At 63.2% G+C, this 19,939-nt stretch carries 19 protein-coding genes, 1 tRNA gene and 1 pseudogene; 7 read left to right on the forward strand and 14 right to left on the reverse strand.

All coding sequences use genetic code 11. The features are described from left to right. Positions 1 to 206 precede the first annotated feature (206 nt). From E2H86_RS24225 to E2H86_RS24235, 3 genes and pseudogenes are all read left to right on the forward strand, one after another. Positions 207 to 1,421: a class I SAM-dependent methyltransferase gene (locus E2H86_RS24225; protein WP_133332038.1), complete on the forward strand. Its 1,215-nt coding sequence runs from the start codon at positions 207 to 209 to the stop codon at positions 1,419 to 1,421. Positions 1,422 to 1,570: 149 nt separating this feature from the next. Further along, positions 1,571 to 1,845 (forward strand): annotated as a pseudogene (locus E2H86_RS26360) (hypothetical protein). Positions 1,846 to 1,847: 2 nt separating this feature from the next. Beyond that, on the forward strand, positions 1,848 to 2,348 hold the full coding sequence (locus E2H86_RS24235; RefSeq protein ID WP_133332039.1) for a helix-turn-helix transcriptional regulator: 501 nt from the start codon (positions 1,848 to 1,850) through the stop codon (positions 2,346 to 2,348). Between the two features lie 13 nt (positions 2,349 to 2,361). On the opposite strand, the gene E2H86_RS24240 is transcribed toward E2H86_RS24235, so the two are convergent. The 6 genes from E2H86_RS24240 to E2H86_RS24265 all read right to left on the reverse strand — a co-directional run bounded on the left by E2H86_RS24240 (position 2,362) and on the right by E2H86_RS24265 (position 7,747). Next, on the reverse strand, positions 2,362 to 3,372 hold the full coding sequence (locus tag E2H86_RS24240; protein ID WP_133332040.1) for a DUF4917 family protein: 1,011 nt from the start codon (positions 3,370 to 3,372) through the stop codon (positions 2,362 to 2,364). 105 nt (positions 3,373 to 3,477) lie between these two features. Further along, positions 3,478 to 5,178, reverse strand: a complete 1,701-nt coding sequence (locus tag E2H86_RS24245; RefSeq protein ID WP_133332041.1) for a SulP family inorganic anion transporter — start codon at positions 5,176 to 5,178, stop codon at positions 3,478 to 3,480. Positions 5,179 to 5,388: 210 nt separating this feature from the next. Then, positions 5,389 to 5,462 (reverse strand) — tRNA-Gly (locus tag E2H86_RS24250). 112 nt (positions 5,463 to 5,574) lie between these two features. Beyond that, the gene (locus E2H86_RS24255; protein WP_133332042.1) at positions 5,575 to 6,459 is read right to left on the reverse strand and encodes an alpha/beta fold hydrolase; all 885 of its coding nucleotides are present in this window, start codon (positions 6,457 to 6,459) and stop codon (positions 5,575 to 5,577) included. A gap of 342 nt (positions 6,460 to 6,801) precedes the next feature. Then, on the reverse strand, positions 6,802 to 7,494 hold the full coding sequence (locus E2H86_RS24260) for a pseudouridine synthase (RefSeq protein WP_133332043.1): 693 nt from the start codon (positions 7,492 to 7,494) through the stop codon (positions 6,802 to 6,804). Between the two features lie 31 nt (positions 7,495 to 7,525). Next, positions 7,526 to 7,747: a cysteine-rich CWC family protein gene (locus E2H86_RS24265; protein WP_133332044.1), complete on the reverse strand. Its 222-nt coding sequence runs from the start codon at positions 7,745 to 7,747 to the stop codon at positions 7,526 to 7,528. A gap of 140 nt (positions 7,748 to 7,887) precedes the next feature. Here E2H86_RS24265 and E2H86_RS24270 point away from each other — a divergent pair, with 140 nt between their 5' ends. Next, positions 7,888 to 8,334: a hypothetical protein gene (locus tag E2H86_RS24270; RefSeq protein WP_133332045.1), complete on the forward strand. Its 447-nt coding sequence runs from the start codon at positions 7,888 to 7,890 to the stop codon at positions 8,332 to 8,334. Between the two features lie 9 nt (positions 8,335 to 8,343). Here the strand turns inward: E2H86_RS24270 and E2H86_RS24275 are convergent, their stop codons facing one another. Beyond that, positions 8,344 to 9,450: an enoyl-CoA hydratase/isomerase family protein gene (locus tag E2H86_RS24275; RefSeq protein WP_133332046.1), complete on the reverse strand. Its 1,107-nt coding sequence runs from the start codon at positions 9,448 to 9,450 to the stop codon at positions 8,344 to 8,346. Between the two features lie 126 nt (positions 9,451 to 9,576). On the opposite strand from E2H86_RS24275, the gene ung reads away from it, so the two are divergent. Beyond that, positions 9,577 to 10,269: a uracil-DNA glycosylase gene (gene ung / locus E2H86_RS24280; RefSeq protein WP_133332047.1), complete on the forward strand. Its 693-nt coding sequence runs from the start codon at positions 9,577 to 9,579 to the stop codon at positions 10,267 to 10,269. Between the two features lie 109 nt (positions 10,270 to 10,378). Here ung and E2H86_RS24285 read toward each other — a convergent pair whose 3' ends face one another. The 5 genes from E2H86_RS24285 to E2H86_RS24310 all read right to left on the reverse strand — a co-directional run bounded on the left by E2H86_RS24285 (position 10,379) and on the right by E2H86_RS24310 (position 15,830). Then, complete coding sequence (locus tag E2H86_RS24285; RefSeq protein ID WP_133332048.1) at positions 10,379 to 11,410, reverse strand: AbrB family transcriptional regulator; 1,032 nt, start codon at positions 11,408 to 11,410, stop codon at positions 10,379 to 10,381. Then, on the reverse strand, positions 11,403 to 12,917 hold the full coding sequence (locus E2H86_RS24290) for a tripartite tricarboxylate transporter permease (protein ID WP_133332049.1): 1,515 nt from the start codon (positions 12,915 to 12,917) through the stop codon (positions 11,403 to 11,405). Before E2H86_RS24290 ends, E2H86_RS24285 begins: the two co-directional genes overlap by 8 nt. Before the next feature lie 3 nt (positions 12,918 to 12,920). After that, on the reverse strand, positions 12,921 to 13,379 hold the full coding sequence (locus tag E2H86_RS24295) for a tripartite tricarboxylate transporter TctB family protein (RefSeq protein WP_133332050.1): 459 nt from the start codon (positions 13,377 to 13,379) through the stop codon (positions 12,921 to 12,923). A 146-nt stretch (positions 13,380 to 13,525) separates the two neighbouring features. After that, positions 13,526 to 14,506 carry a Bug family tripartite tricarboxylate transporter substrate binding protein gene (locus E2H86_RS24305; RefSeq protein ID WP_133332051.1) on the reverse strand — a complete coding sequence of 327 codons (981 nt, stop codon included), beginning with the start codon at positions 14,504 to 14,506 and terminating at the stop codon, positions 13,526 to 13,528. A 34-nt stretch (positions 14,507 to 14,540) separates the two neighbouring features. Next, positions 14,541 to 15,830 (reverse strand): OprD family porin, encoded by a 1,290-nt coding sequence (locus E2H86_RS24310; RefSeq protein ID WP_133332052.1) that lies wholly within the window; start codon positions 15,828 to 15,830, stop codon positions 14,541 to 14,543. Positions 15,831 to 16,029: 199 nt separating this feature from the next. On the opposite strand from E2H86_RS24310, the gene E2H86_RS24315 reads away from it, so the two are divergent. Together E2H86_RS24315 and E2H86_RS24320 are read left to right on the forward strand one after the other, a co-directional pair. Next, positions 16,030 to 16,701 (forward strand): response regulator, encoded by a 672-nt coding sequence (locus E2H86_RS24315; RefSeq protein WP_133332053.1) that lies wholly within the window; start codon positions 16,030 to 16,032, stop codon positions 16,699 to 16,701. Then, complete coding sequence (locus E2H86_RS24320; RefSeq protein ID WP_133332054.1) at positions 16,694 to 18,073, forward strand: sensor histidine kinase; 1,380 nt, start codon at positions 16,694 to 16,696, stop codon at positions 18,071 to 18,073. The genes E2H86_RS24315 and E2H86_RS24320 overlap by 8 nt, the downstream gene beginning before the upstream one ends. 43 nt (positions 18,074 to 18,116) lie before the next feature. Here E2H86_RS24320 and E2H86_RS24325 read toward each other — a convergent pair whose 3' ends face one another. Next, the gene (locus E2H86_RS24325) at positions 18,117 to 18,923 is read right to left on the reverse strand and encodes an HDOD domain-containing protein (protein ID WP_133332055.1); all 807 of its coding nucleotides are present in this window, start codon (positions 18,921 to 18,923) and stop codon (positions 18,117 to 18,119) included. Positions 18,924 to 18,978: 55 nt separating this feature from the next. Then, a complete protein-coding gene (gene ygfZ / locus E2H86_RS24330) occupies positions 18,979 to 19,926 on the reverse strand; it encodes a CAF17-like 4Fe-4S cluster assembly/insertion protein YgfZ (protein ID WP_133332056.1) in 948 nt (315 codons plus the stop codon). Between the last annotated feature and the right edge of the window lie 13 nt (positions 19,927 to 19,939).

Here is a 19,939-nt window from a genome sequence, read left to right on the forward strand (position 1 = left end):
TGGCTATGGGCGCAGGCGAAATGTTCAGGCGGATATTGTTGTGCATGCCAGCCGGCGATTATGCCTGAATCCGCCGCTTGCGAAGGGAGTCCTGTCACTCCCGATTCGGCCACGCCGATCGTGAAAGCCTTCGCCTGACCCGGTCATCGACGTAGAATGCGCGGCATTGCGCACTGCGCTTCCCGCTATTCGAGGCACCCGTTTCCATGTCCGCCCCTATTTCCGCTTCTTCCGCGCCGGATGCGCGTGCCCAGTTCCTCGACCAGCTCGGTGCTGCCCTGCAGGGCGATACCCTGGTCAAGTTGGTGCTGGCCCGCCCGGTGGGCGCCGACCCGACCTTGCAGCGCATCATCGCCAAGCCGTTGCAGGTCAAGGGTCAACCGTGCCTTTCGCTGGTCTACCGCCACCAGACCCGCGACATCACCCGCAATCTGCCGCTGGATGAAGCCCAGGCGTTGGTGGCTGACTTGTTGCCCGATGGGTTTCGCAATGCCCACCTGTTCGATGCCGACGGCGAGTTGCAGCTGACCTTCAGCAAGAAGGGCAAGCCGATGCTGCAACGCCATGGCGCCCAGCCACCGCGTGAGGCCGCGGGCTCGACGGCGCATGATCGCGAGAAGAAGCGCTACCTGTCGTTGTCGCGGCCGTTTCTGCGCGACCTGGGCGTGACCGATGCCCAGGGCGCGCTGATTCCTGCCATGTCGCGCAAGTGGAAGCAGATCAACAAGTTCATCGAAGTCTTCGACCATGCCCTTGCCAGCGCCCCTATCCCTGGGGAGCAGGTACTGCGCGTGGCCGACTTCGGTTCGGGCAAGGGCTACCTGACCTTCGCGATGCACGACTACCTGCGTGACACCCTCGGCCGCGAGGCCGAGGTGACCGGTGTCGAATTGCGCCAGGACATGGTCGACCTGTGCAACGCCGCCGCCGCGCGCCTGGATCATCCAGGGCTGCAATTCCAGTGCGGCGATGTGCGCAGTGTGGTCCCGGAGGCCATCGAGGTGATGATCGCCCTGCATGCGTGCGATGTCGCCACCGACTATGCCATCCACACCGGCATTCGCTGCAACGCCTCGATCATCATGTGCTCGCCGTGCTGCCACAAGCAGATCCGCCCGCAGCTCCACAGCCCAGGCCTGCTGCAGCCGATGCTGCAGTACGGGCTGCACCTGGGCCAGCAGGCCGAAATGCTCACCGACAGCCTGCGCGCGCTGTACCTGGAAGCCTGTGGTTACGAGACCAAGGTGTTCGAGTTCATCTCGTTGGAGCACACCAACAAGAACAAGATGATTCTCGCGGTGAAGCGGCGCCAGCCGGTGGATAACGCAGCGCTGTTGGAGAAGATTGCCCAGTTGAAGGCGTTTTATGGCGTACAGGAGCATTGTCTGGAGACGTTGCTGCGCAATGATGGGTTGATCTGATCCGGAATCTTTGTGAGAACCTTCCGAAGGCGCCTTAGTGGAGAGGGCATTGAGGACAAAGCTCTGTAGTGTGGCTTAACCGCTCTAGCTGCCGCATGGTTGTCATTTGACAACCATGCGGTGATGAGCCCACACTGGAGAAAGCGCTGATGTCACGCCCCAGTCATGCAGGAAAGAGGTCGAACAGGCCCTTCGGCACGCTGAGTCACAAGGATGGAAAGTCGTGGCGGGAGGAGGGCACTGTTGGGGAAAGATGTATTGCCCTTATAACGATACCGATTGCCGATGTGGTGAGTTCTGTATCACCAGCATCTGGAGTACCCCGAAAAACCCTGAGAACTTCGCTCGTCAGCTGAAGCGAATTGTGTGCAATTGCGCCCGTGCTCGGGTAACCAGCATATCGGCGGCTGCTGAGGAGAAGTAGAAATGGAATACGAATTCACTCTCAGATACCAACTTCTGAAAGACGAGAACGTCGATCTACTGCTCGAACGGCTGGCTGAAGCAGGCTGTGACGATGCAGTAGTCGGTATCGGCCAACCGGGGCGATTGGCGCTGGCTTTCGTGCGCGAATCCCGCTCGGCCAAAGAAGCCATCGAAAGCGCGCTGCATGACGTGCGCACGGCTGTGCCCTGGGCCCGGCTGATCGAGGCGACGCCTGACCTGGTGGGGCTTACCGACGTCGCGGCGATGATTGGCGTATCGCGCCAGAACATGCGCAAGTTGATGCTCTCGCACATGCACAGCTTCCCGGCGCCGATTCATGAAAGCAGCGTATCGCTGTGGCACCTGGCGGAAGTACTGGCTTGGCTCCAGGCGCGGGGAAGCTACTCCATCGCTCAGGAGCTCATGGAGCTGGCGCGCGTAGCAATGTCGGTCAATGTCTCCCGCGCCCATGAACGGGTCTTCGGCGGCAGCTGTCAGTAAGGCGGTACGCGCCTCAGCGGTACGCCTCCGGCACCTGGATCGCCAGATCGGCTGCGCCCAACGGATGCGTTGAAGCATCGAAGAAGTGCAGTGTCGTCTCCGTCATATCGCCGAAGCGCTCGACGAAGTGCTGCTTCTGGTTGATCACCGACGCTTCGCTCAATGGACGAATGGCGATCGAGATATGCGCTGGTCGCGCCTGGCGGATCGCTTCGAGCAGGTGCCGGTCGCTGCTGTCCAGGTGCTGGCCGAACAGGCACAGGCCCTGACTTTGCTGCGCCAGTTGGCCGAGGCACCAGGTTAGGTAGTCGGAACTGCGGATGGCGCGCAGCTTCTCGTCACTGCGCTCCTCGTTGACGAATAGCGGTACCTCACCCGGAATATTCACGGCAAAGCCGTCCAGTAGTTCGCCGGCTTCGGCGCTGCGTTGGCGGGTGCTGCCGTCGGGCAGCTTGAGCAGGTGCAGGCCGCCATGCAGATGCAGGACACGGGTCCCTTCGCTGTGGGGGCGGCGCACGTCGAAGAAACCTTGCTCGTCGAACAGCGTGGCGAAGCCCTGTGGGTCGTGCTGCATGGCCCAGGGCAGGATCAGGTCATAGTTGCTGGTATAGACGCTGCGATAGCCGCGCAAGGCCAGGTTGATCGTCCCCAGGCTGGCGGGCGGTAACAGCGACCACGGCAAGTGCACCGTGCGCACGGCATGGATCAACGCTTCCTTGATCGAGTAATAACGGTTCAGCGGCGCGGTCGAGTTGATCGCCAGCGCGGCATTGGCCCGCACCGTGTGATTGAGGGTGCTCAACAGGGGCTCGAACAACTCGCTACCCAGGGACTTGAACAACGCCTGGTCGCTGACTCCCAGGCCTTTCTTGCGGCCAGCGCGCTGGGCCTCTTCGAACAGCGAGAAATAGCCGAATGGCTTCCACAATGCACGGCTGGCGCCGTTGCCGAGCAGCAGCGCATCACAAGGATGGCGTTGGTTGAGTTCTGGCCAAGGGGCGAGACGGGCGTCGAGGGCTGGCATGTGCGTTCCATTCGGTAAAGCGGGAAACGGCGGGACTTTAGCACGGCGTGCGCACTGCATCCTCTAAAAGCTCGTGTCGTTGCTATCAGGAGATGGTCCGTTGGTTTACTGGTCCGTGGCCTCCTGGCGCTGCCTGTTCCGCCACACGCGATACGCCCGGATGCCCGCCCGCACCGACCCGAACAGCTGTTTCTCCTCCATTTCCCGGGCCATGCCCGAGCGCACCAGCATGCGCAGGAAGGTGCCGCGGGCGCGGGCAATGGCGAAGTGGATACCTTGAGCGGCCAGGGTATCGCGTAACTCACGCAAGGCGGCCATGCCACTGACGTCGATGTTGGTGACGGCCTCTGCGTCGAACAGCACGGCCTTGGGCTCGGGTTCGGTCTGCATGGCCTCGAGCAGGCGCATCTTGAAGTAGTCGGCGTTGAAGAACAGGATCGCGTCGTCGAAGCGGTACACCACCAGACCCGGAACGGTACGGGCGTCCTTGTGCCGACGGATGTCGACCTGGCCCTCCGTTCCCGGCAGCCAGCCGAGCACTGCATCGGTCGGCTGATAGATGCTATGGAGCAGGCGCAGGATCGCCAGGGTCACGGCGAAGACGATACCGGGCAGCACCCCCAGGCCCAGTACACCGACCGTGGTCAGCAGGCACAGCCAGAATTCGAAGCGGCTCAGGCGGCGGATCTGTGGCAGCGACTTGATGTCGATCAGTCCCCAGCCGGCCATCAGCAGCACCGCGCCCAGCGCCGCCTGCGGGATCCAGGCCATCGGCGCGGTGAACAGCAGCAGGATCAAGGCGATCACCAGGGCAGCGATGATGCCTACCAATTGGCTCTTGCCGCCAACCATGTCGTTGACTGCGGTGCGCGAATCGGCACCACTGATGGCGAAACCCTGAGAAATGCCAGCGGCAAGGTTGCTCACCCCGAGGGCGACGAACTCATGGTTGGCATTGATCGCGTAGCCGTGCCGTGCGGCGAAGCTGCGCGCGGTGAGCATGGCACTGCAGAAGCTGACGGTGGCGATCCCGAGGGCGTCGCGCAGCAGGCTTTTCATTTCTGCCAGGCTGCTCTGCGGCCAGGCCAGTTGTGGAATGCCCGCGGGTACTTCACCGAGAATGGCGACGCCGAAGCGGTCCAGGCCGAGCACGCCGGCCAGCAGGGTGAACACCGCCACCGTCACCAGCGCCGCGGGCAGGCGCGGGTAGCGCCGCGGCAACCAGATCAGCAAGGCCAGCCCACCGAGGCCGATGGCCAGGCTGAGCCAGTGGATCTCGTTCAGACGCTGCACGAAGTTGAGCAGGCTCAGGATGAAGCCATCACCCTCGATCTTGAAGCCCACCACTTTGGATAGCTGCCCGGCGATCAGGCTAAGACCGATGCCGTTGAGGTAGCCGATCAGGATCGGTCGGGAGAAGAAGCTGGCGATGAAGCCGGCACGGGCCATGCCGGCGGCGATCAGCATGACCCCGACCAGCACGGTGACGATCACTGCCAGCTCGGCGGTGCGTTGCGTATCGCCCATGGCCAGTGGCGCCACGGCGCCGGCGATCATCGCGCAGGTGGCCGCATCGGGGCCGACCATCAGCTGACGTGAACTGCCCACCAGGGCGTAGACCATCATTGGCAGCACGCAGGCATACAGCCCGTACTGTGGCGGCAGGCCGACGATCTGCGCATAGGCGATGGCGATGGGGATCTGAATGGCGGCGACTGAAAGCCCAGCCTGGAGATCGGCGGAAAACCACTCGCGTCGGTAATGCAGCAGGTTGGCGAGGCCTGGGAGCCAGCGTGAGAGAAACATGTGCAGTCCTTTCCGGATGTTTCGCTAATCCATGAAGCATATGCGCCATAAGCCGTTTTGCTTGCAAGCATGTCGGCGCGCCGTGCATTCAAGCGAGGAGTGGGAAAGGGGGCGTTGGGCCAGGTCAACGAACGTGCAGAAACGAAAAAAGGAGCCAAGGCTCCTTTTGACTGCGATGACGTTGCTGGAACGCCATGCGGGGATGCGATGTGGAGCGGGTAGAGGGAATCGAACCCTCGTCGGAAGCTTGGGAAGCTACTGTTCTACCATTAAACTATACCCGCGTAGACGGTCGACTTTGTACCAGAACCTGCCTGCAATGAGAAGCCCAAGGTTATAAAAAAGCTTGTCGGCGGCCTTTAGCCTGCGGGTCGAGGCGCCAGGTCGCCGATGCGCTCAGATGGCCAGTGCATGCTGCTCCTGCGCGTAGTTGAAACGCGGTCGATGCTCGCGCACGGTCGGCTTGAGGAAGCCGAGTATGGCTTCCCGGGTGGCTTCGCAGGCGGTCTTGTGTTCCATGTCGAGGAAGTGCCCGGCATCACGGATCACGCTGAAGTGGCTCTTGTCCACATGGCGGCTGAACTGACGGGCGTCATCGGCGGTGGTGTACTCGTCCCGGTCGCCGTTGATGAACAGTACCGGGATGTCGATGTTGCGCGCTGCGGTCAGAGCGCGTTGCAGGTCATGTTGCAGCACCTGGTTGATATGGAAGTGCATCTGCGCGTACTCGTGGCTGTCGAGGCTGCTGACGTGGCGGTAGTTGAAGCGCTTGAACAGCGACGGCAGGTACTTGCCGATGGTGTCGTTGACCAGGTTGCCCACCTGGTAGCGATCGCAGGCCGCGAGGTACTGGCAACCACGGTCGAGATAGTCGCGCATTGGTTCGTTGATGATCGGCGAGAACGAGCTGACCACCGCCTTCTTCACCTGCCGGGGTTGATGCGCCAGCGCCAGCAGGGTGCAGGCTCCGCCCCAGGAGAAGGACATCACGTGATCGGCATGGAAGTGTGCGATCAGCTCAAGCAGGATGTGCGCCTCGGTCTCTTTGCTGATGAGCCGTTCCTGACGATTGTGCGGCTTGGACTTGCCGGCATAGGGTTGGTCGTACAGCACGACGTTGAACTGCGGGTGCAGGTTACGCACCGTCTGGGCAAACGAGGCCGTGGTAGCCAGCGAACCGTTGATCAGGATGATCGTCTTCTCGGCCGCATCCGCGCGATAGAACTCCGTGTAAACCCGATACTGACCTTGGATATCAAGTACAGCGATTTCTGGCCTCATGTCATCGACTCCTGGCGCAAAAAGGGTATTCGCGTCACCTAGGGTGCACGTGCTTTATGACAGGTAGGCATTCGCCTGAAGCTAACCGGGGGCCCTGTGTCGATCCATGGCAAACGGTTCGACGGTATTGTTATAGGCGGGCAATCTGCCGTGCCCCAAGGCATCGGGGTCTTGGGTGGCCGGCAAAAAGGCGTCTTGGACTGCGGGGCTGACCAGGTGGTCACATGCAGACCGACGAATTAGGAGTCAAGCAGCGAGGCGGTGATCCTGCAAGGTTCGCATGAGCAGAAATGTGACCTGAGCCGCTGGGCGGTCGTATGACGTCCGGACAGTGTCCAGTCTTCACACCGAGGCGATTTCCTCAGCGCTCAGCGCCCGGAACTCCCCTGGCGCCAGCGTCGGGTCGAGACGGATGGTGCCCATGCTTTCCCGGTGCAGCCCGACCACCTTGTTGTCGAAGAAGCCGAACATGCGCTTGACCTGGTGATAGCGCCCTTCGACGATGCCCAGGCGAGCCCTGCGCGGACCGAGGATGTCCAGGCTGGCAGGCTGGGTGGTGAGGTTTTCGAACGCGAAGTACAGACCTTGCTGGAAGGTGGCAGCGTAGTGCGCGCCGATCTCGTCCTCGGTCTCGACCAGGTAGTGTTTGGGCAGCTTGGTCTGCGGCTGGGTCAGGCGCCGTGACCATTGGCCGTCGTTGGTCAGAATTAGCAGGCCGGTGGTGTTGTAGTCCAGACGCCCGGCGATGTGCAGGCCTTCGCGTAGAGCCACGGGCAACAGGTCGAGGACGGTAGGGTGCTGCGGGTCCTGGGTGGCACTGACACAGCCGGCCGGTTTGTGCAGCATCAGGTAGCGCGCCGGACGCCCGACCTGGATCACCTGCTCATCCACCTCGACGCGGCTGAATTCGCGGACCTCGGCCTGTGGGTCGACCACCACCTCACCGCCCAGGCGTACGCGCCGCTGGGCGAGCAGCAGGCGGACCTGCTGGCGGTTATAGCAGGGCAGATTGGCGAGGAAGCGGTCAAGGCGCATGGTTGGGAGGGTATCGATTGGGGAACGCAGTCTATCGTGTCGACGCTGTGGAGGATGCGGGTAATTGCAACTCGACCGCAGCGCAGGCAGGGCAGAGGCAGGCACGGTCGCGCAGTTCGTCGGGAAGGGCCTGCAACACGGCCGGGTCGATGCTGACCGAGAAGCACCAGCAAGGCTGCGTGGCGGTCCGCGGATCGGCCAGGGTGCAGCGATTGGGGGCGCCGCAGGCGGGGCAGCGCTGAGGGTCGTTCACGTTAAAGCTACCTGTTTCAAATTATTGCACAAAGGGCACTGCACCTAGGTTCAGCGGTCTTAATCATTGCCGATGAGCGTCTGCTCGCCGGCGCTCGCCAACGCCGTTGGCCGGGCATCTTAGCGGTCCAGGAGGCCGCCATGTCCTATCGAATTCTGCTGCTCGCTCTGTTGGGTCTGATGACTTCCGCTTGCGCACCCTATTACGGCGACGGCGGTTATTATCGCTCGGATACCTACTACAGCGGTGGCTATGTGAACCCCGGTTACTACCGCTATGACCGCTACTATGTAGCACCGCAGCCCCGGTACTACTACCAGCCGGTGCCTCGCTATTACCGACCGGCCCCTGCGCCGCATCATTATCAGGGTTACCCGCGACCGGGAGTGAATCAATGGCATGGCAATCCACGCAACGATTATGGCCATCGCCAGCGTCATGACTACGGTCGGGATCGCGACCGCCACGACTATCGAAACGACAGCCAGCGTTATCAGAACGATCGCTGGCATTCCAGCGGCCGTGGCGAGCGCGAGCGCCGACCGGACGGCATGCGTGGCGAGCGCAATCGTAACTGGCAGCGTTGAGGACCTGCACTAGCCAAGGTCAGCCAATGGATGGCGACCCTCCCAGGCCTTGGCGAAGTGCGCTTCGACCACCGCTGCCGGCACCTGCGACACATCGGGCCAGTGCCAGCGCGGCAGATTGTCCTTGTCGAGCAGACGGGCGCGCACTCCTTCGCTGAACTCCGGGTGACGGCAGCAGTTCAGGCTCAAGCCGTACTCCATCTGGAACACCTGTGGCAATGACAGATGGCGAGCTCGCCTGATCTGCTCCCAGACCAGGTGCGCGGTCAATGGGCAGCCCTCGTGCAGGCGCTGGCCAGCTTCGGCCAGCAGTGGGTCGGGGTGATGTTTGAGGTTTTCCAGTGCACGCCAGGCCGATGCGGCATCGGCCACATCCAGCACCTCATCGATCACTTGCCTGCGGGGCAACCATTGAGCCGCTGGCAGTTCGGCGCTAGCGCGATGCTGCTCGGCCTTGAGCAGACTGTTCAACTGCAGGGCCGTCTGTTCCTGCCAGTTCAGTTGCAGCAACTCCTCGATCAGGGCGTCCTGCTGCTGTTCCCCCAGGAAGCGGTCGGCCAGGTCCAGGTCCAGGGCGTCCCGGGCGTTGATCGGTGCACCGGTCAGGCCGAGGAACAAGCCGACTTTGCCGGGCAATCGAGCAAGGAACCAACTGGCGCCGACATCCGGGTACAGGCCGATACTGATCTCCGGCATCGCCAACCGGCTACTGGGCGTCACGATGCGCACCGAGGCACCCTGCAAAAGCCCCATGCCTCCACCGAGTACATGTCCGTGCCCCCAGCACAGCAGGGGTTTGGGATAGGTGTGCAGGGCGTAGTCGAGGCGGTATTCAGCGGCGAAGAAACTGGCAGCCAGCGGCGGCACGCTGCCGGGGTGGTCGCGACAGGCCTGGGCCAGGGCGCGGACGTCGCCGCCGGCGCAGAATGCCTTGGCGCCGCTGCCACGCAATAGCACACAGACGACGCCGGGGTCGTGGGCCCAGCTGTGCAACTGCTCGCCGAGTCGTTCGATCATCGGCAGATTCAAGGCGTTGAGCGCCTTGGGCGCATCCAGGGTGGCGATACCGAGCCTGGCGCCATCGACGCCGGTGAGTACCTCGCAGTGAATGGACATGAACTACCTCGCGCAAGTCATCTATGCAGTATGGCTTGCCACGCCGATCATGCCGGTCGTCGGTCGGATCGATTGACAGCCGTGGCCGGGTTACCTAGTGTCGCGCCATTGTTTACGGATGGCGCCATGACTGACGACGATCGCATCAAACTCGAACCCAGCTGGAAGGCCGCCCTGCGTGCCGAGTTCGACCAGCCCTACATGCAGCAGTTGCGCGAGTTCCTGCGCCAGGAGCACGCCGCCGGTAAAGAGATCTACCCGCCAGGGCCGCTGATCTTCAACGCACTCAACTCCACGCCGTTGCCTGAGGTCAAGGTAGTGATTCTCGGCCAGGACCCCTATCACGGTCCCGGCCAGGCCCATGGCCTGTGCTTCTCGGTGCAGCCGGGTGTCCCTGCACCGCCTTCGTTGGTGAACATCTACAAGGAGCTGCAGCGTGACCTGAACATTCCCATCCCCAACCATGGCTGCCTGCAAAGCTGGGCCGACCAGGGCGTGCTGCTGCTCAACACGACCATGACCGTCGAGCGCGCCAATGCTGCGTCGCATGCGAAAAAGGGCTGGGAGTTCTTCACCGATCGGATCATCCAGGTGGTCAGCGAGCAATGCCCGAACGTGGTGTTCCTGCTGTGGGGGGCACATGCCCAAAGCAAACAGAAGCTGATCGATGGCACCAGGCACTTGGTACTCAAGTCGGTGCACCCTTCGCCGCTGTCGGCCTATCGTGGGTTCCTCGGCTGTGGACATTTCAGCCGGGCCAATGGGTTTCTCGAGCAGCGGGGCTTGGCGCCGATCAATTGGGCGTTGCCGGCGTTGTAGTTCGCGGTGGCCTTTTCGCGGGTAAACCCGCTCCCACAGGTACACCACACGCCGCAAGGACGGTGCTGTACCTGTGGGAGCGGGCTTGCCCGCGAAAAGAGCGATGCGATCAAGGCTGGCTGGCGTTCCACCACCTGAACAGCGGCTCAGCCAGAAACAGCACGAACAACAGGCGCATCACCTGCAACGCTGTCACCAGCGGCACCGACAGTTGCAGCGTCTCCGCCGTCAGGCTCATTTCGGCAATGCCTCCAGGCATCATGCCCAAGGTCAGCGAACGCAGATCGAGCGCTGTCAGTGCGCTCAACCCCCACGCCGCGGTGGCGGCAATCACCATGCACAGCAGGGTGGCAAGCAAGGTCCGGCCCAGGAATGCCGGCGCGCGACGGAAGAATGCACGGTTGAAGTGGCAGGCCAGGCCACTGCCGATCAGCCATTGCCCGAGTTGACTGGCGCCATTGGGCAGAGCGATCTGCAGGTTGCCTGCCAGGCTGACTGCTGCGGCCACCAGCAATGGCCCGAACAGCCAAGGGTTGGGCTGGCGCAGACGTTGCCAGGCAAAGCCGACCGCCACGCCCGCCGGCACGATCAAGGCTATCCAGCCCCAGTTCACGCCAGCGGAGTGATTCAGTGCCACGCCATTGCCCAATAGCAGCTTGAACAGTGCCGGCACGCAAAGCACCACGGCCAGCACTCGTAGGCTCTGGGCTGCGGCCACTTGGCTGAGCACGGCACCGTTGCGTGCGCCGAGGTTGACCATTTCTCCCGAACCACCGGGCATGCTGGCGAAGAACGCCGTGGCGCGGTCCTCGCCGCTGCGCCGCAGCAGCCATACGCTGATCACGCTGGACAGGGTGGTGAACAGTGCGCCGAAGAAGATCAGGACGAAGTGGCTGGCCACTTGTTCGATGATCGCTGGCGTGAAGTGCAGGCCGATGCCGATGCCGATGATGCATTGTCCGCATTTGCGGCCATTGGGGATTTCCGAGAGTTGCCAGGGCGTCAGGCAGCGTACCAGGATGATCGCCAGCAACGCCCCGACCATCCATGGCAAGGGCCAGCCGATCTTGCTGGCGGCAAAACCGCCAGCAAGACCGACCAGCCCGGTGGCCCAGTACAGCGGCAACGACCGGTCAGGCATCGGCCAGAGCCCGGCGCTGCTGACTGCGCTTGCGCCAGATGCGCAGCAGCGGCAGGGTCAGCATGCAGGCGGTGAGCACCCAAACCGACAGGCTGATCGGGCTGGACCAGAGAATGCCCAGTTCGCCGTTGGAGATCGACAATGCCCGGCGCAGATTCTGTTCCATCAAGCCGCCGAGGATGAAGCCGAGCAGGATCGGCGACAGCGGGAAGTCCAGTTTGCGCAGGATGTAGCCCATGATGCCGATACCGACCATCAGGAACAGGTCGAAGGTGGTGGCGTGCACGGCATAGACGCCGATCCCGGTGATGATCGCGATGACCGGCACCAGCGCCCAGTTCGGTACGGCGAGGATGCGGGTGAAGATGCGGATCATCGGGATGTTCAGGATCACCAGCATGATGTTGGCCACGAACAGCGAGGCGATCAGGCCCCAGACCAGATCCGGCTGCTGTTCGAAGAGCAGCGGGCCAGGGGTGATGTTGTACAGCGTCAGCGCACCGATCATCACCGCGGTGGTGCCCGAGCCAGGTACGCCCAGGGTCAGCATCGGCACCAGGGCGCCGCAGCAGGACGCGCCGATGGCGGTTTCCGGAGCCGCCAGACCGCGGGCGTCGCCTTTGCCGAAGTTACCGCTGGCGCCGGCGATGCGTTTCTCGGTCATGTAGGACACGGCACTGGCCAGGGTGGCTCCGGCACCGGGCAGTACGCCCATGATGAAGCCAAGCAGGCCGCAGCGGATGTTGACCACGAACACCGATGCCGCTTCCTTGAAATTGAACAGCATGCGCCCGGTGGCCTTGACCGCCTGGTGGCCATGGTGGGTCTTTTCCAGCAGCAGGAGGATTTCGCTGATCGAGAACAGGCCCAGTACCAGCACCACGAACTGGATGCCATCGGCCAGGTGCACGCTGTCACCGGTGAAGCGGTAGACGCCGCTGTTGGCGTCGATGCCGACCGCCGAGAGGAACAGGCCGATCAACGCAGCGATGAAGGTCTTCAACGGTTTGTCGCCGGCCATGCCGCCCAGGCAGACGATGGCGAATACCATCAGCACGAAGTACTCCGCCGGGCCGAAGGCAATCGCCCACTTGGCCAGCAGTGGAGCGAACAGCACCATGCCGCATGTGGCGATCAGGGCGCCGATGAACGAACTCCAGGCCGACAGCGACAGAGCCACGCCCGCCAGGCCGTTGCGGGCCATGGGGTAGCCGTCGAGGGTAGTCATCACGGTCGAGGCCTCGCCCGGGATGTTCAGCAGGATCGAGCTGATCCGCCCGCCGTATTCGCAGCCCAGGTACACTGCTGCCAGCAGAATCAAGGCCGACTCTGGCGGCAGGCCAAGGGCGAAGGCGATCGGGATCAGCAGGGCCACGCCGTTGATCGGGCCCAGGCCCGGTAGCAGGCCGACCACGGTGCCGATCAAGGTGCCGGAAAGGGCGGTGACCAGGTTATAGGGGCTCAGGGCGACGCCGAAGCCCTGGCCCAGGTAGCTCAAGGTATCCATGTGTCAGTTCTCCAGTACGCTCAGCAGACCAAGGGGCAGGGGCACGTCCATGACGTGATCGAACAGCCAGTAAAGGAACAGGCTCATGGCCACCACCACCAACGAGCTGTGCAACCAACGACCGCCGTACAGGCGGGCCATCGGGATACCGATCAGGATCGCGCTGAGGATGAAGCCCAGGGCTTCGAAGGTGCCGGCGAAGACCAGCAGCAGGCCGACGCAGGTTGCGATCTTGGTCAACGTGGCGCGGTCGAGTTCGGGTTCGTCATCCTTGCGCACGATGGGCGTGGGGCGGATGGCGAGGTACAGCAGACCCAGGCTCATCAAGGCGAGCATCAGCAACGGATAGGCCCGCGGACCCACCGGTTCATAGGAAAATGCGGCCTGGTAGGGCCAGGCCATCACGGCCAGTGCGGCGCATACCGCCAGCAGGGCCAGGGCGAAGATGCGTTGCAGGATCATTGGAAAATCCTCGATTGAAGCGGCTCTCATACTTCCCTGTGGGAGCGGGCTTGCCCGCGAACATCGGCAACGCCGATGCCATGCATCGCGGTGCGTTCTTCGCGGGCAAGCCCGCTCCCACAGGGATCGTGGAAGGACTCGGCGGGTTACTGAACCAAGCCGAATTCCTTGGCCAGTGCCTTGTACGCAACCACCTGTTTCTTCACGTAGGCGTCCAGTTCCTCGCCGGTCATGGCGAACGGGAACAGCTCACGCTGGTCACGCAGCTTGGCGAAGTCTTGAGAAGCCAGCATCTTGTCGAACGAGGCCTTCCACCAGGCGTAGTCTTCGTCGCTGACCTTTGGCCCGAGGTAGAAACCGCGTACCACTGGCCAGACGATGTCGTAGCCCTGCTCCTTGGCAGTCGGGATGTCTTTCATCTCCGGCTCATCCAGGCGGTTTTCCGAGAACACCGCAAGGATGCGCATGCTGCCGCTCTGGATGTGCGGCATGGAGTCGGAGATATCGGTGGAACCGACCTGGATGTGGCCGCCGAGCAGTGCAGTGGCGATCTCGCCGCCGCCCTCCAAAGCCACATAGCGCAGGTCACGCGGATTGATGCCAGCGGCCTTGGCGATCAGCGCGGTCTGCATCCAGTCCTGGCTGCCAACGGTGCCGCCGGAACCGATCACCACCTTGCTCGGGTCCTTCTTCAGCGCTGCGACCAGGTCGTCGAGGGTCTTGTAGGGCGAGTCGCTTTTCACCGCGATGGCACCATAGCTGGTGCCGACAGCGGCCAACCATTTCACTGCATTTTCGTCGAAACGGCCGAACTTGCCTTGGGCCAGGTTCAGCAGCGAACCGCTGGACCAGGCCACCAGGGTGCCGGCATCGGCGGGGCGCTGGGCGACCACGGCGTTGTACGCCACTGCACCGACTCCGCCGGGCATGTAGGTGACGCGCATTGGCTTGCTCAGGATGTTTTCCTGCACCAGAGCGCTTTGCACCAGCTTGCAGGTCAGGTCGAAGCCACCGCCTGGCGAAGCCGGCGCGATGCATTCAGGGCGTTTCGGTTCGGCAGCGATGGCACTGCTGGCAAGCAGCAGGCAGCCAGTGGCAAGGGCGAGGCGGCGCAGTGAAAAGGTCATCGTCTATCTCCGAGGGTGTTGTTGTTATGAGGTGTTACCAGAGGGCCACGCTGTAGCTCACCAGCAGACGCACTTCGTCGGCATCGCGGGCGAGGTTCGAGCGGAATGTGGCATTGCGCAGGCGAACGGCGACGTTTTTCAGCGGGCCGCTTTGTACCACGTACTTGAGCTCGGTATCGCGTTCCCATTCCTTGCCTTCGCCGCCTGCGGCGCGACTGACGTTGTCGCCGCTGATGTAGCGGGTCATGAAGGTCAGCCCAGGAACGCCCAGGGCGGCGAAGTTGTAGTCGTAGCGCGCTTGCCAGGAGCGTTCGTCGGCACCGGCGAAGTCGTTGATCTGGACGAAGTTGACCAGGTACGGGTTGGCGCCATCGACGTAGGGAAAGGCGCTGTCGCCGGTCAGCTGCTGCCAGGCAGCGCTGACCTTATGGCCGCCCAGGGCGTAACTGAGCATGCCGTTGAACGTGGTGTTGTCGATGCGTCCGGCCTTGGCCTGCCCTGCGTCGTCGCTGAGCGCCAGACGCAGGTCGGCGCCGAAGGTGCCCGGCCCCCACGGCTGGCTGGCGACCAGGCCGATGAAGTGCTGACGGTAGATGTCGTCGAGCTGGGCGAAATGGTAGCTGCCGGTGAGGCGGTCGGTGATTTGATAGTCCAGGCCGGCCAAGGACAGATTGTCGGCTGTGAAGCTCCCGCCGAAGCGGCCATTCTTGTTGTTGAGGGCGAGATCTTCCCAGTTGGTGTCGTTGCGATCCTTGGCTTTGTCCAGGCGTCCGCCGGTGAAGGTCAGACCCTTGATTTCCTGCGAAGTGAGCAGCCCACCTTCGAAGGTTTGCGGCAGGATACGCCCGTCGTTGGGCTGCAGGGTGGGCAGATCCGGTATCAGCGAGCCGATCTTGAGCTCGGTGTTGGATACCTTCACCTTGCCGGTCAGGCCAAGCTTGGAATACTCGTCGGCGGCTTTGCCGTCATCATGTACCGGCAGCAGGCCGCTGCCGGCGCGGTCTGGGCTGGAGTCGAGCTTGATGCCCAGCATGCCCAATGCATCCAGGCCGAAGCCTACGGTGCCTTCGGTGTAGCCAGACTCGAAATTGAGCATGAAACCCTGGGCCCATTCGTCGCGCTTGGATTGTTGCGCGCTGGTGCCGTCGCGAAAATCGCGGTTGAAGTACATGTTGCGGGTTTCGAAGGTGGCCGTGCTGTCTTCGAGGAAGGCTGCCTGGCTCAATGGGGCGACGCCGGCTAGCGCGAGGGCGCTGGCGAGGGCGGAAGGTCGTGTAGACAGGGAACGGCGAGGCGTGAACGCCTGCGGCTGCGATGACAGCATCGGGATGACTCCGTATTTTTGTTCTTATTCGATGCACCTTGTTGGTGCTTTTTCCGGCGCGCAGTGCGACCGTGATGCGATGCTAGGTAACGAACCTTTCACCAAGCTTTCACTGTGAAAGGATTGTTACAAGGAGCTTCACAGTGCCGATTACAGCGGTACACTCCGCGCCACCGTCCACCCGAGCAGGGAGAATCCGATGCGTGTGCTGCTGGTCGAAGACCATCTGCAACTGGCCGAAAGCGTTGCTCAGGCCCTCAAGAGCCAAGGTCTGACCGTTGATGTGCTGCATGACGGCGTGGCCGCCGACCTGGCCCTGGCCAGCGAGGACTATGCCGTGGCCGTGCTTGATGTCGGCTTGCCGCGGTTGGATGGTTTCGAAGTGCTGGCCCGTCTGCGCGGGCGCGGCAAGAACATTCCGGTGCTGATGCTCACCGCGCGCAGTGACGTCAAGGACCGGGTCCACGGCCTGAACCTGGGGGCCGACGACTACCTGGCCAAGCCCTTCGAACTGAGCGAACTCGAGGCGCGGGTCAAGGCGTTGTTGCGCCGCAGCGTGCTCGGTGGCGAGCGTCAGCAGCGCTGTGGGCCGCTGGTTTACGACCTCGACACGCGGCGTTTCAGCCTTGGTGACGAGAACCTGACCTTGACCCAGCGTGAGCAAAGCGTGCTCGAGGCTTTGATCGCCCGCCCTGGTCGGGTGATGAGCAAGGAGCAGTTGGCCGCCCAGGTGTTCGGCCTGGACGAAGAAGCCAGTCCGGACGCCATCGAGATCTATATCCATCGCCTGCGCAAGAAGCTCGACAGCCAATCGGTCGCCATCGTGACCTTCCGTGGTCTGGGTTACCTGCTCGAGCATCGCGATGCGTGATGCCGGCAGCCTGCGTGGAAGGTTACTGGGCAATCTGGCACTGCTGCTGGTCATGCTGATGCTTGCCAGTGGCCTGAGCGCCTACTGGAACGGCCGTGAAGCAGCCGATACCGCCTACGATCGCACCCTGTTGGCCTCGGCGCGGACCATCGCTGCCGGCGTCTCCCAGCGGGACGGCAGCCTGAGTGCCGATGTGCCCTACGTGGCCCTGGACACCTTCGCTTACGACAGCGCCGGGCGTATCTACTATCAGGTGCTGGACATCGATCGGCAGTTGATCTCCGGTTACGAAAACCTGCCGCCGCCGCCGCCCGGCACCCCCCGGACCGATGATTACCCGGCGCTGGCGCGGTTCTACAACGCCACCTATCAGGGCCAGGACGTCCGTGTGGTGAGCCTGCTGCGGGCAGTGAGCGAGCCGAACATGAATGGCATGGCCGAGATCCGGGTGGCTGAAACCGAAGAGGCACGTGTGCGCATGGCCCGTGGGCTGATGGCCGATACCTTGCTGCGCCTGGGCATGCTGGCGCTCACCGCGTTATTGATGGTCTGGTTCACCGTCAGTGCAGCATTGCGGCCCCTGGAGCGCTTGCGCTCGGCGGTGGAGGAGCGCCAACCCGACGACCTGCGTGCCTTGCCGGTGGTACCGGTGCAACGTGAGCTACGACCGTTGGTGGAAGCGCTGAACCACTTCACCGAGCGCCTGCGTGCGCAGTTCGAGCGCCAGGCGCAGTTCATCGCCGATGCCGCCCATGAGTTGCGCACGCCCTTGGCGGCGCTCAAAGCGCGGGTGGAGCTGGGGCTGCGCTCGGAGCAACCTGAGCACTGGCGCCAGACCCTCGACGCCGCAGTGCAGGGTACCGACCGCTTGACCCATTTGGCCAACCAGCTGCTTTCGCTGGCACGAGTCGAGAACGGCGCGCGGGCAATCGCCGAAGGCGGCGCGCAGCGCCTGGACCTGAGCCAGCTGGCCCGCGAGCTGGGCATGGCCATGGCACCCCTGGCGTACAAGCGTGGCGTGGCCTTGGCACTGGAGGCCGAGCGACCGGTGTGGCTCAAGGGCGAGCCGACCCTGCTCAACGAGCTGCTCAGCAATCTGGTGGACAACGCCTTGGCCCATACGCCAAGGGGGGGCAATGTGATCTTGCGGGTGCTGGCCCCGGCGGTGCTGGAGGTGGAGGACGATGGACCAGGAATTCCCGAGCAGGAGCGGGCGCGGGTGTTCGAGCGATTCTATCGGCGCAGCGCCCAGGGTAGCGGCCTGGGCTTGGCCATCGTGGGCGAGATCTGTCGCGCGCATTTGGCGCAGATCAGCCTGCATGATGGGGAGAAGGGCGGCTTGAAGGTGCGGGTGAGTTTCACTGCAGATTGAGTGGCAGTCTCCACCGGCCGTGACTCCGGCAAGCTTCAGGTGCCTAGCGCAACATGCTGCGGGCTTCGAGCAACTCGCCGATCTCCAGCTCGGTGCCGAACGGCAGGCCCAGGTGCCGGTAGGCCGGTAGCGCCGCCAATGGCCGGCTGCGCCCCCGCTGGCTGACGCAGCGGGCGATCTGCACGATGTCGATGTAATCCACGTGATCGGTGCGTCGGTCCAGGTCTTGGACCAGACTCGGGAGGCTGACCAGTTGCTCGGGAAACTCCCAGGACGACAGGATCTTGTCGCCCAGCACGGGCTGGATCTGTTCGATCACGTAATGCAGGCACACCGGATCAGACAGCAGCTCGTTGTGCTCTTCGGCATAGATCAGCACCGGTAGCGCACCGATCTGGTGAACCAGGCCGCCGAGGGTGGCCTGGTCGGCTTTGAGCTGAGTGTAGCGTCGGCACAGTTCATAACTGATGCCCGCCACTTCAAGGCTGTTTGCCCAGATATCCCTTAATTTCTGCTCCACGGCCGGCGAGCGGGCGTGGAAGATCTGCTCGATCACCAGGCCGATGGCCAGATTGCAGCTGTAGTTGATCCCCAGTCGGGTGATCGCCGTATGCAGGTCGGTGACTTCCACCGCGGCGCGCAGCAAGGGGCTGTTGACCACCTTGATCAGACGTGCCGAGAGCGCTGCATCACGGCCGATCACCTTGCTCAGGGCGGCCACGCTGATCTCGCTGTCTTCGGCGGCATCGCGGATGCTCAGGGCGACTTCCGGCAAGGTGGGCAGGACCAGGTCATCGTTGCTGATAGCATCGAGCAGTTGCGCTTGGACCATTTCGGCCAGCTTGTTCATGGGCTTCTCTACGGCAGTGGTGGTGCGGCCCCGTCCGTCGGGCGGGGCAGGCTGGTCAGCGTTGGATTTCCTGGTCGCGGTCCAGTTCGTAAGGCAGATTCAACAGCGTCAGGCGCGGACCGCCGAGGCTGGCCAGGTGCAGATTGTCATCGGCCACGGCCTCGGCGCTGAGCACGGCAAGCAACTCGCAGCCATGACCGGTACTGGCGGCCAGGACCACTTCGCCGACCGACGAACCGTGGGTTGGCGAGAAGATTTCCGTGCCGGCCAAAGGCACTTCCTGCTGCTCCAGAGCCAGGCGATATTGCCGGCGCTTGAGCTTGCCCAGGTACTGCATGCGGGCGACGATTTCCTGGCCGGTATAGCAGCCTTTCTTGAAGCTCACACCGTCCAGGGCCTGCAGGTTGATCATCTGCGGGATGAACAGCTCTCGGGTCGGTCCTGTGACCTGGCCAATGCCGGCGCGGATCTGGCCGAGCAACCAGTCATTGAGACTGGCCTCGGCCATGCTGGCCGCCAGGGTTTCGCCCACGGAACCTGCCTGCTCGGCGGGAACCCAGAGCTCGACACGCCCTGGCGAGACGGCCACTGCGATCAGCCCGGCGTTGCGCACCGTGGTACCGGCTGGCGCATCGGCTGGCAGCGGCACCTGCAGTGCCTGCAGCGCAGCCTGGCCACCCTGCAGGCCGAAGCGGGTCCAGGCGGCACTTTCGTCGGTCAGCGTGGCCTTGGAGAACACCGCGTACTTTTTCAGGTCGGCCATTTGCGCATCGAGCAGCTCGCTGGCCATGGCCAGCAGGTAGCCGTTGCCCTCGGGGAGGATGCGGAAGCTCGATTGCATCCGTCCCTTGACCATGCAGCGGGCACCGAGGCTGGCGTGGTCGAGGCTCAGGTAGTTGATGTTGCAGGTCAGCTGGCCCTGGAGGAACTTGCCGGCGTCCGAGCCGCGGACGGCGAGGATGCCCTCGTGGGACAGGGGGCTGTAGAAAGCGGAATCGGGCATGGGTCATCGCGGT

The sequence above is a fragment of the Pseudomonas putida genome (assembly GCF_004357765.1).
GTDB classification, from domain to species: Bacteria; Pseudomonadota; Gammaproteobacteria; order Pseudomonadales; family Pseudomonadaceae; genus Aquipseudomonas; species Aquipseudomonas putida_U.

Bases quoted from the DNA above. Each gene is read 5' to 3' on its own strand.
- E2H86_RS24225 (WP_133332038.1), top strand. From the start codon at position 207: ATGTCCGCCCCTATTTCCGCTTCTTCCGCGCCGGATGCGCGTGCCCAG.
- E2H86_RS24235 (WP_133332039.1), top strand. From the start codon at position 1,848: ATGGAATACGAATTCACTCTCAGATACCAACTTCTGAAAGACGAGAAC.
- E2H86_RS24240 (WP_133332040.1), bottom strand. From the start codon at position 3,372: ATGCCAGCCCTCGACGCCCGTCTCGCCCCTTGGCCAGAACTCAACCAA.
- E2H86_RS24245 (WP_133332041.1), bottom strand. From the start codon at position 5,178: ATGTTTCTCTCACGCTGGCTCCCAGGCCTCGCCAACCTGCTGCATTAC.
- E2H86_RS24255 (WP_133332042.1), bottom strand. From the start codon at position 6,459: ATGAGGCCAGAAATCGCTGTACTTGATATCCAAGGTCAGTATCGGGTT.
- E2H86_RS24260 (WP_133332043.1), bottom strand. From the start codon at position 7,494: ATGCGCCTTGACCGCTTCCTCGCCAATCTGCCCTGCTATAACCGCCAG.
- E2H86_RS24270 (WP_133332045.1), top strand. From the start codon at position 7,888: ATGTCCTATCGAATTCTGCTGCTCGCTCTGTTGGGTCTGATGACTTCC.
- E2H86_RS24275 (WP_133332046.1), bottom strand. From the start codon at position 9,450: ATGTCCATTCACTGCGAGGTACTCACCGGCGTCGATGGCGCCAGGCTC.
- ung (WP_133332047.1), top strand. From the start codon at position 9,577: ATGACTGACGACGATCGCATCAAACTCGAACCCAGCTGGAAGGCCGCC.
- E2H86_RS24285 (WP_133332048.1), bottom strand. From the start codon at position 11,410: ATGCCTGACCGGTCGTTGCCGCTGTACTGGGCCACCGGGCTGGTCGGT.
- E2H86_RS24290 (WP_133332049.1), bottom strand. From the start codon at position 12,917: ATGGATACCTTGAGCTACCTGGGCCAGGGCTTCGGCGTCGCCCTGAGC.
- E2H86_RS24295 (WP_133332050.1), bottom strand. From the start codon at position 13,379: ATGATCCTGCAACGCATCTTCGCCCTGGCCCTGCTGGCGGTATGCGCC.
- E2H86_RS24305 (WP_133332051.1), bottom strand. From the start codon at position 14,506: ATGACCTTTTCACTGCGCCGCCTCGCCCTTGCCACTGGCTGCCTGCTG.
- E2H86_RS24310 (WP_133332052.1), bottom strand. From the start codon at position 15,830: ATGCTGTCATCGCAGCCGCAGGCGTTCACGCCTCGCCGTTCCCTGTCT.
- E2H86_RS24315 (WP_133332053.1), top strand. From the start codon at position 16,030: ATGCGTGTGCTGCTGGTCGAAGACCATCTGCAACTGGCCGAAAGCGTT.
- E2H86_RS24320 (WP_133332054.1), top strand. From the start codon at position 16,694: ATGCGTGATGCCGGCAGCCTGCGTGGAAGGTTACTGGGCAATCTGGCA.
- E2H86_RS24325 (WP_133332055.1), bottom strand. From the start codon at position 18,923: ATGAACAAGCTGGCCGAAATGGTCCAAGCGCAACTGCTCGATGCTATC.
- ygfZ (WP_133332056.1), bottom strand. From the start codon at position 19,926: ATGCCCGATTCCGCTTTCTACAGCCCCCTGTCCCACGAGGGCATCCTC.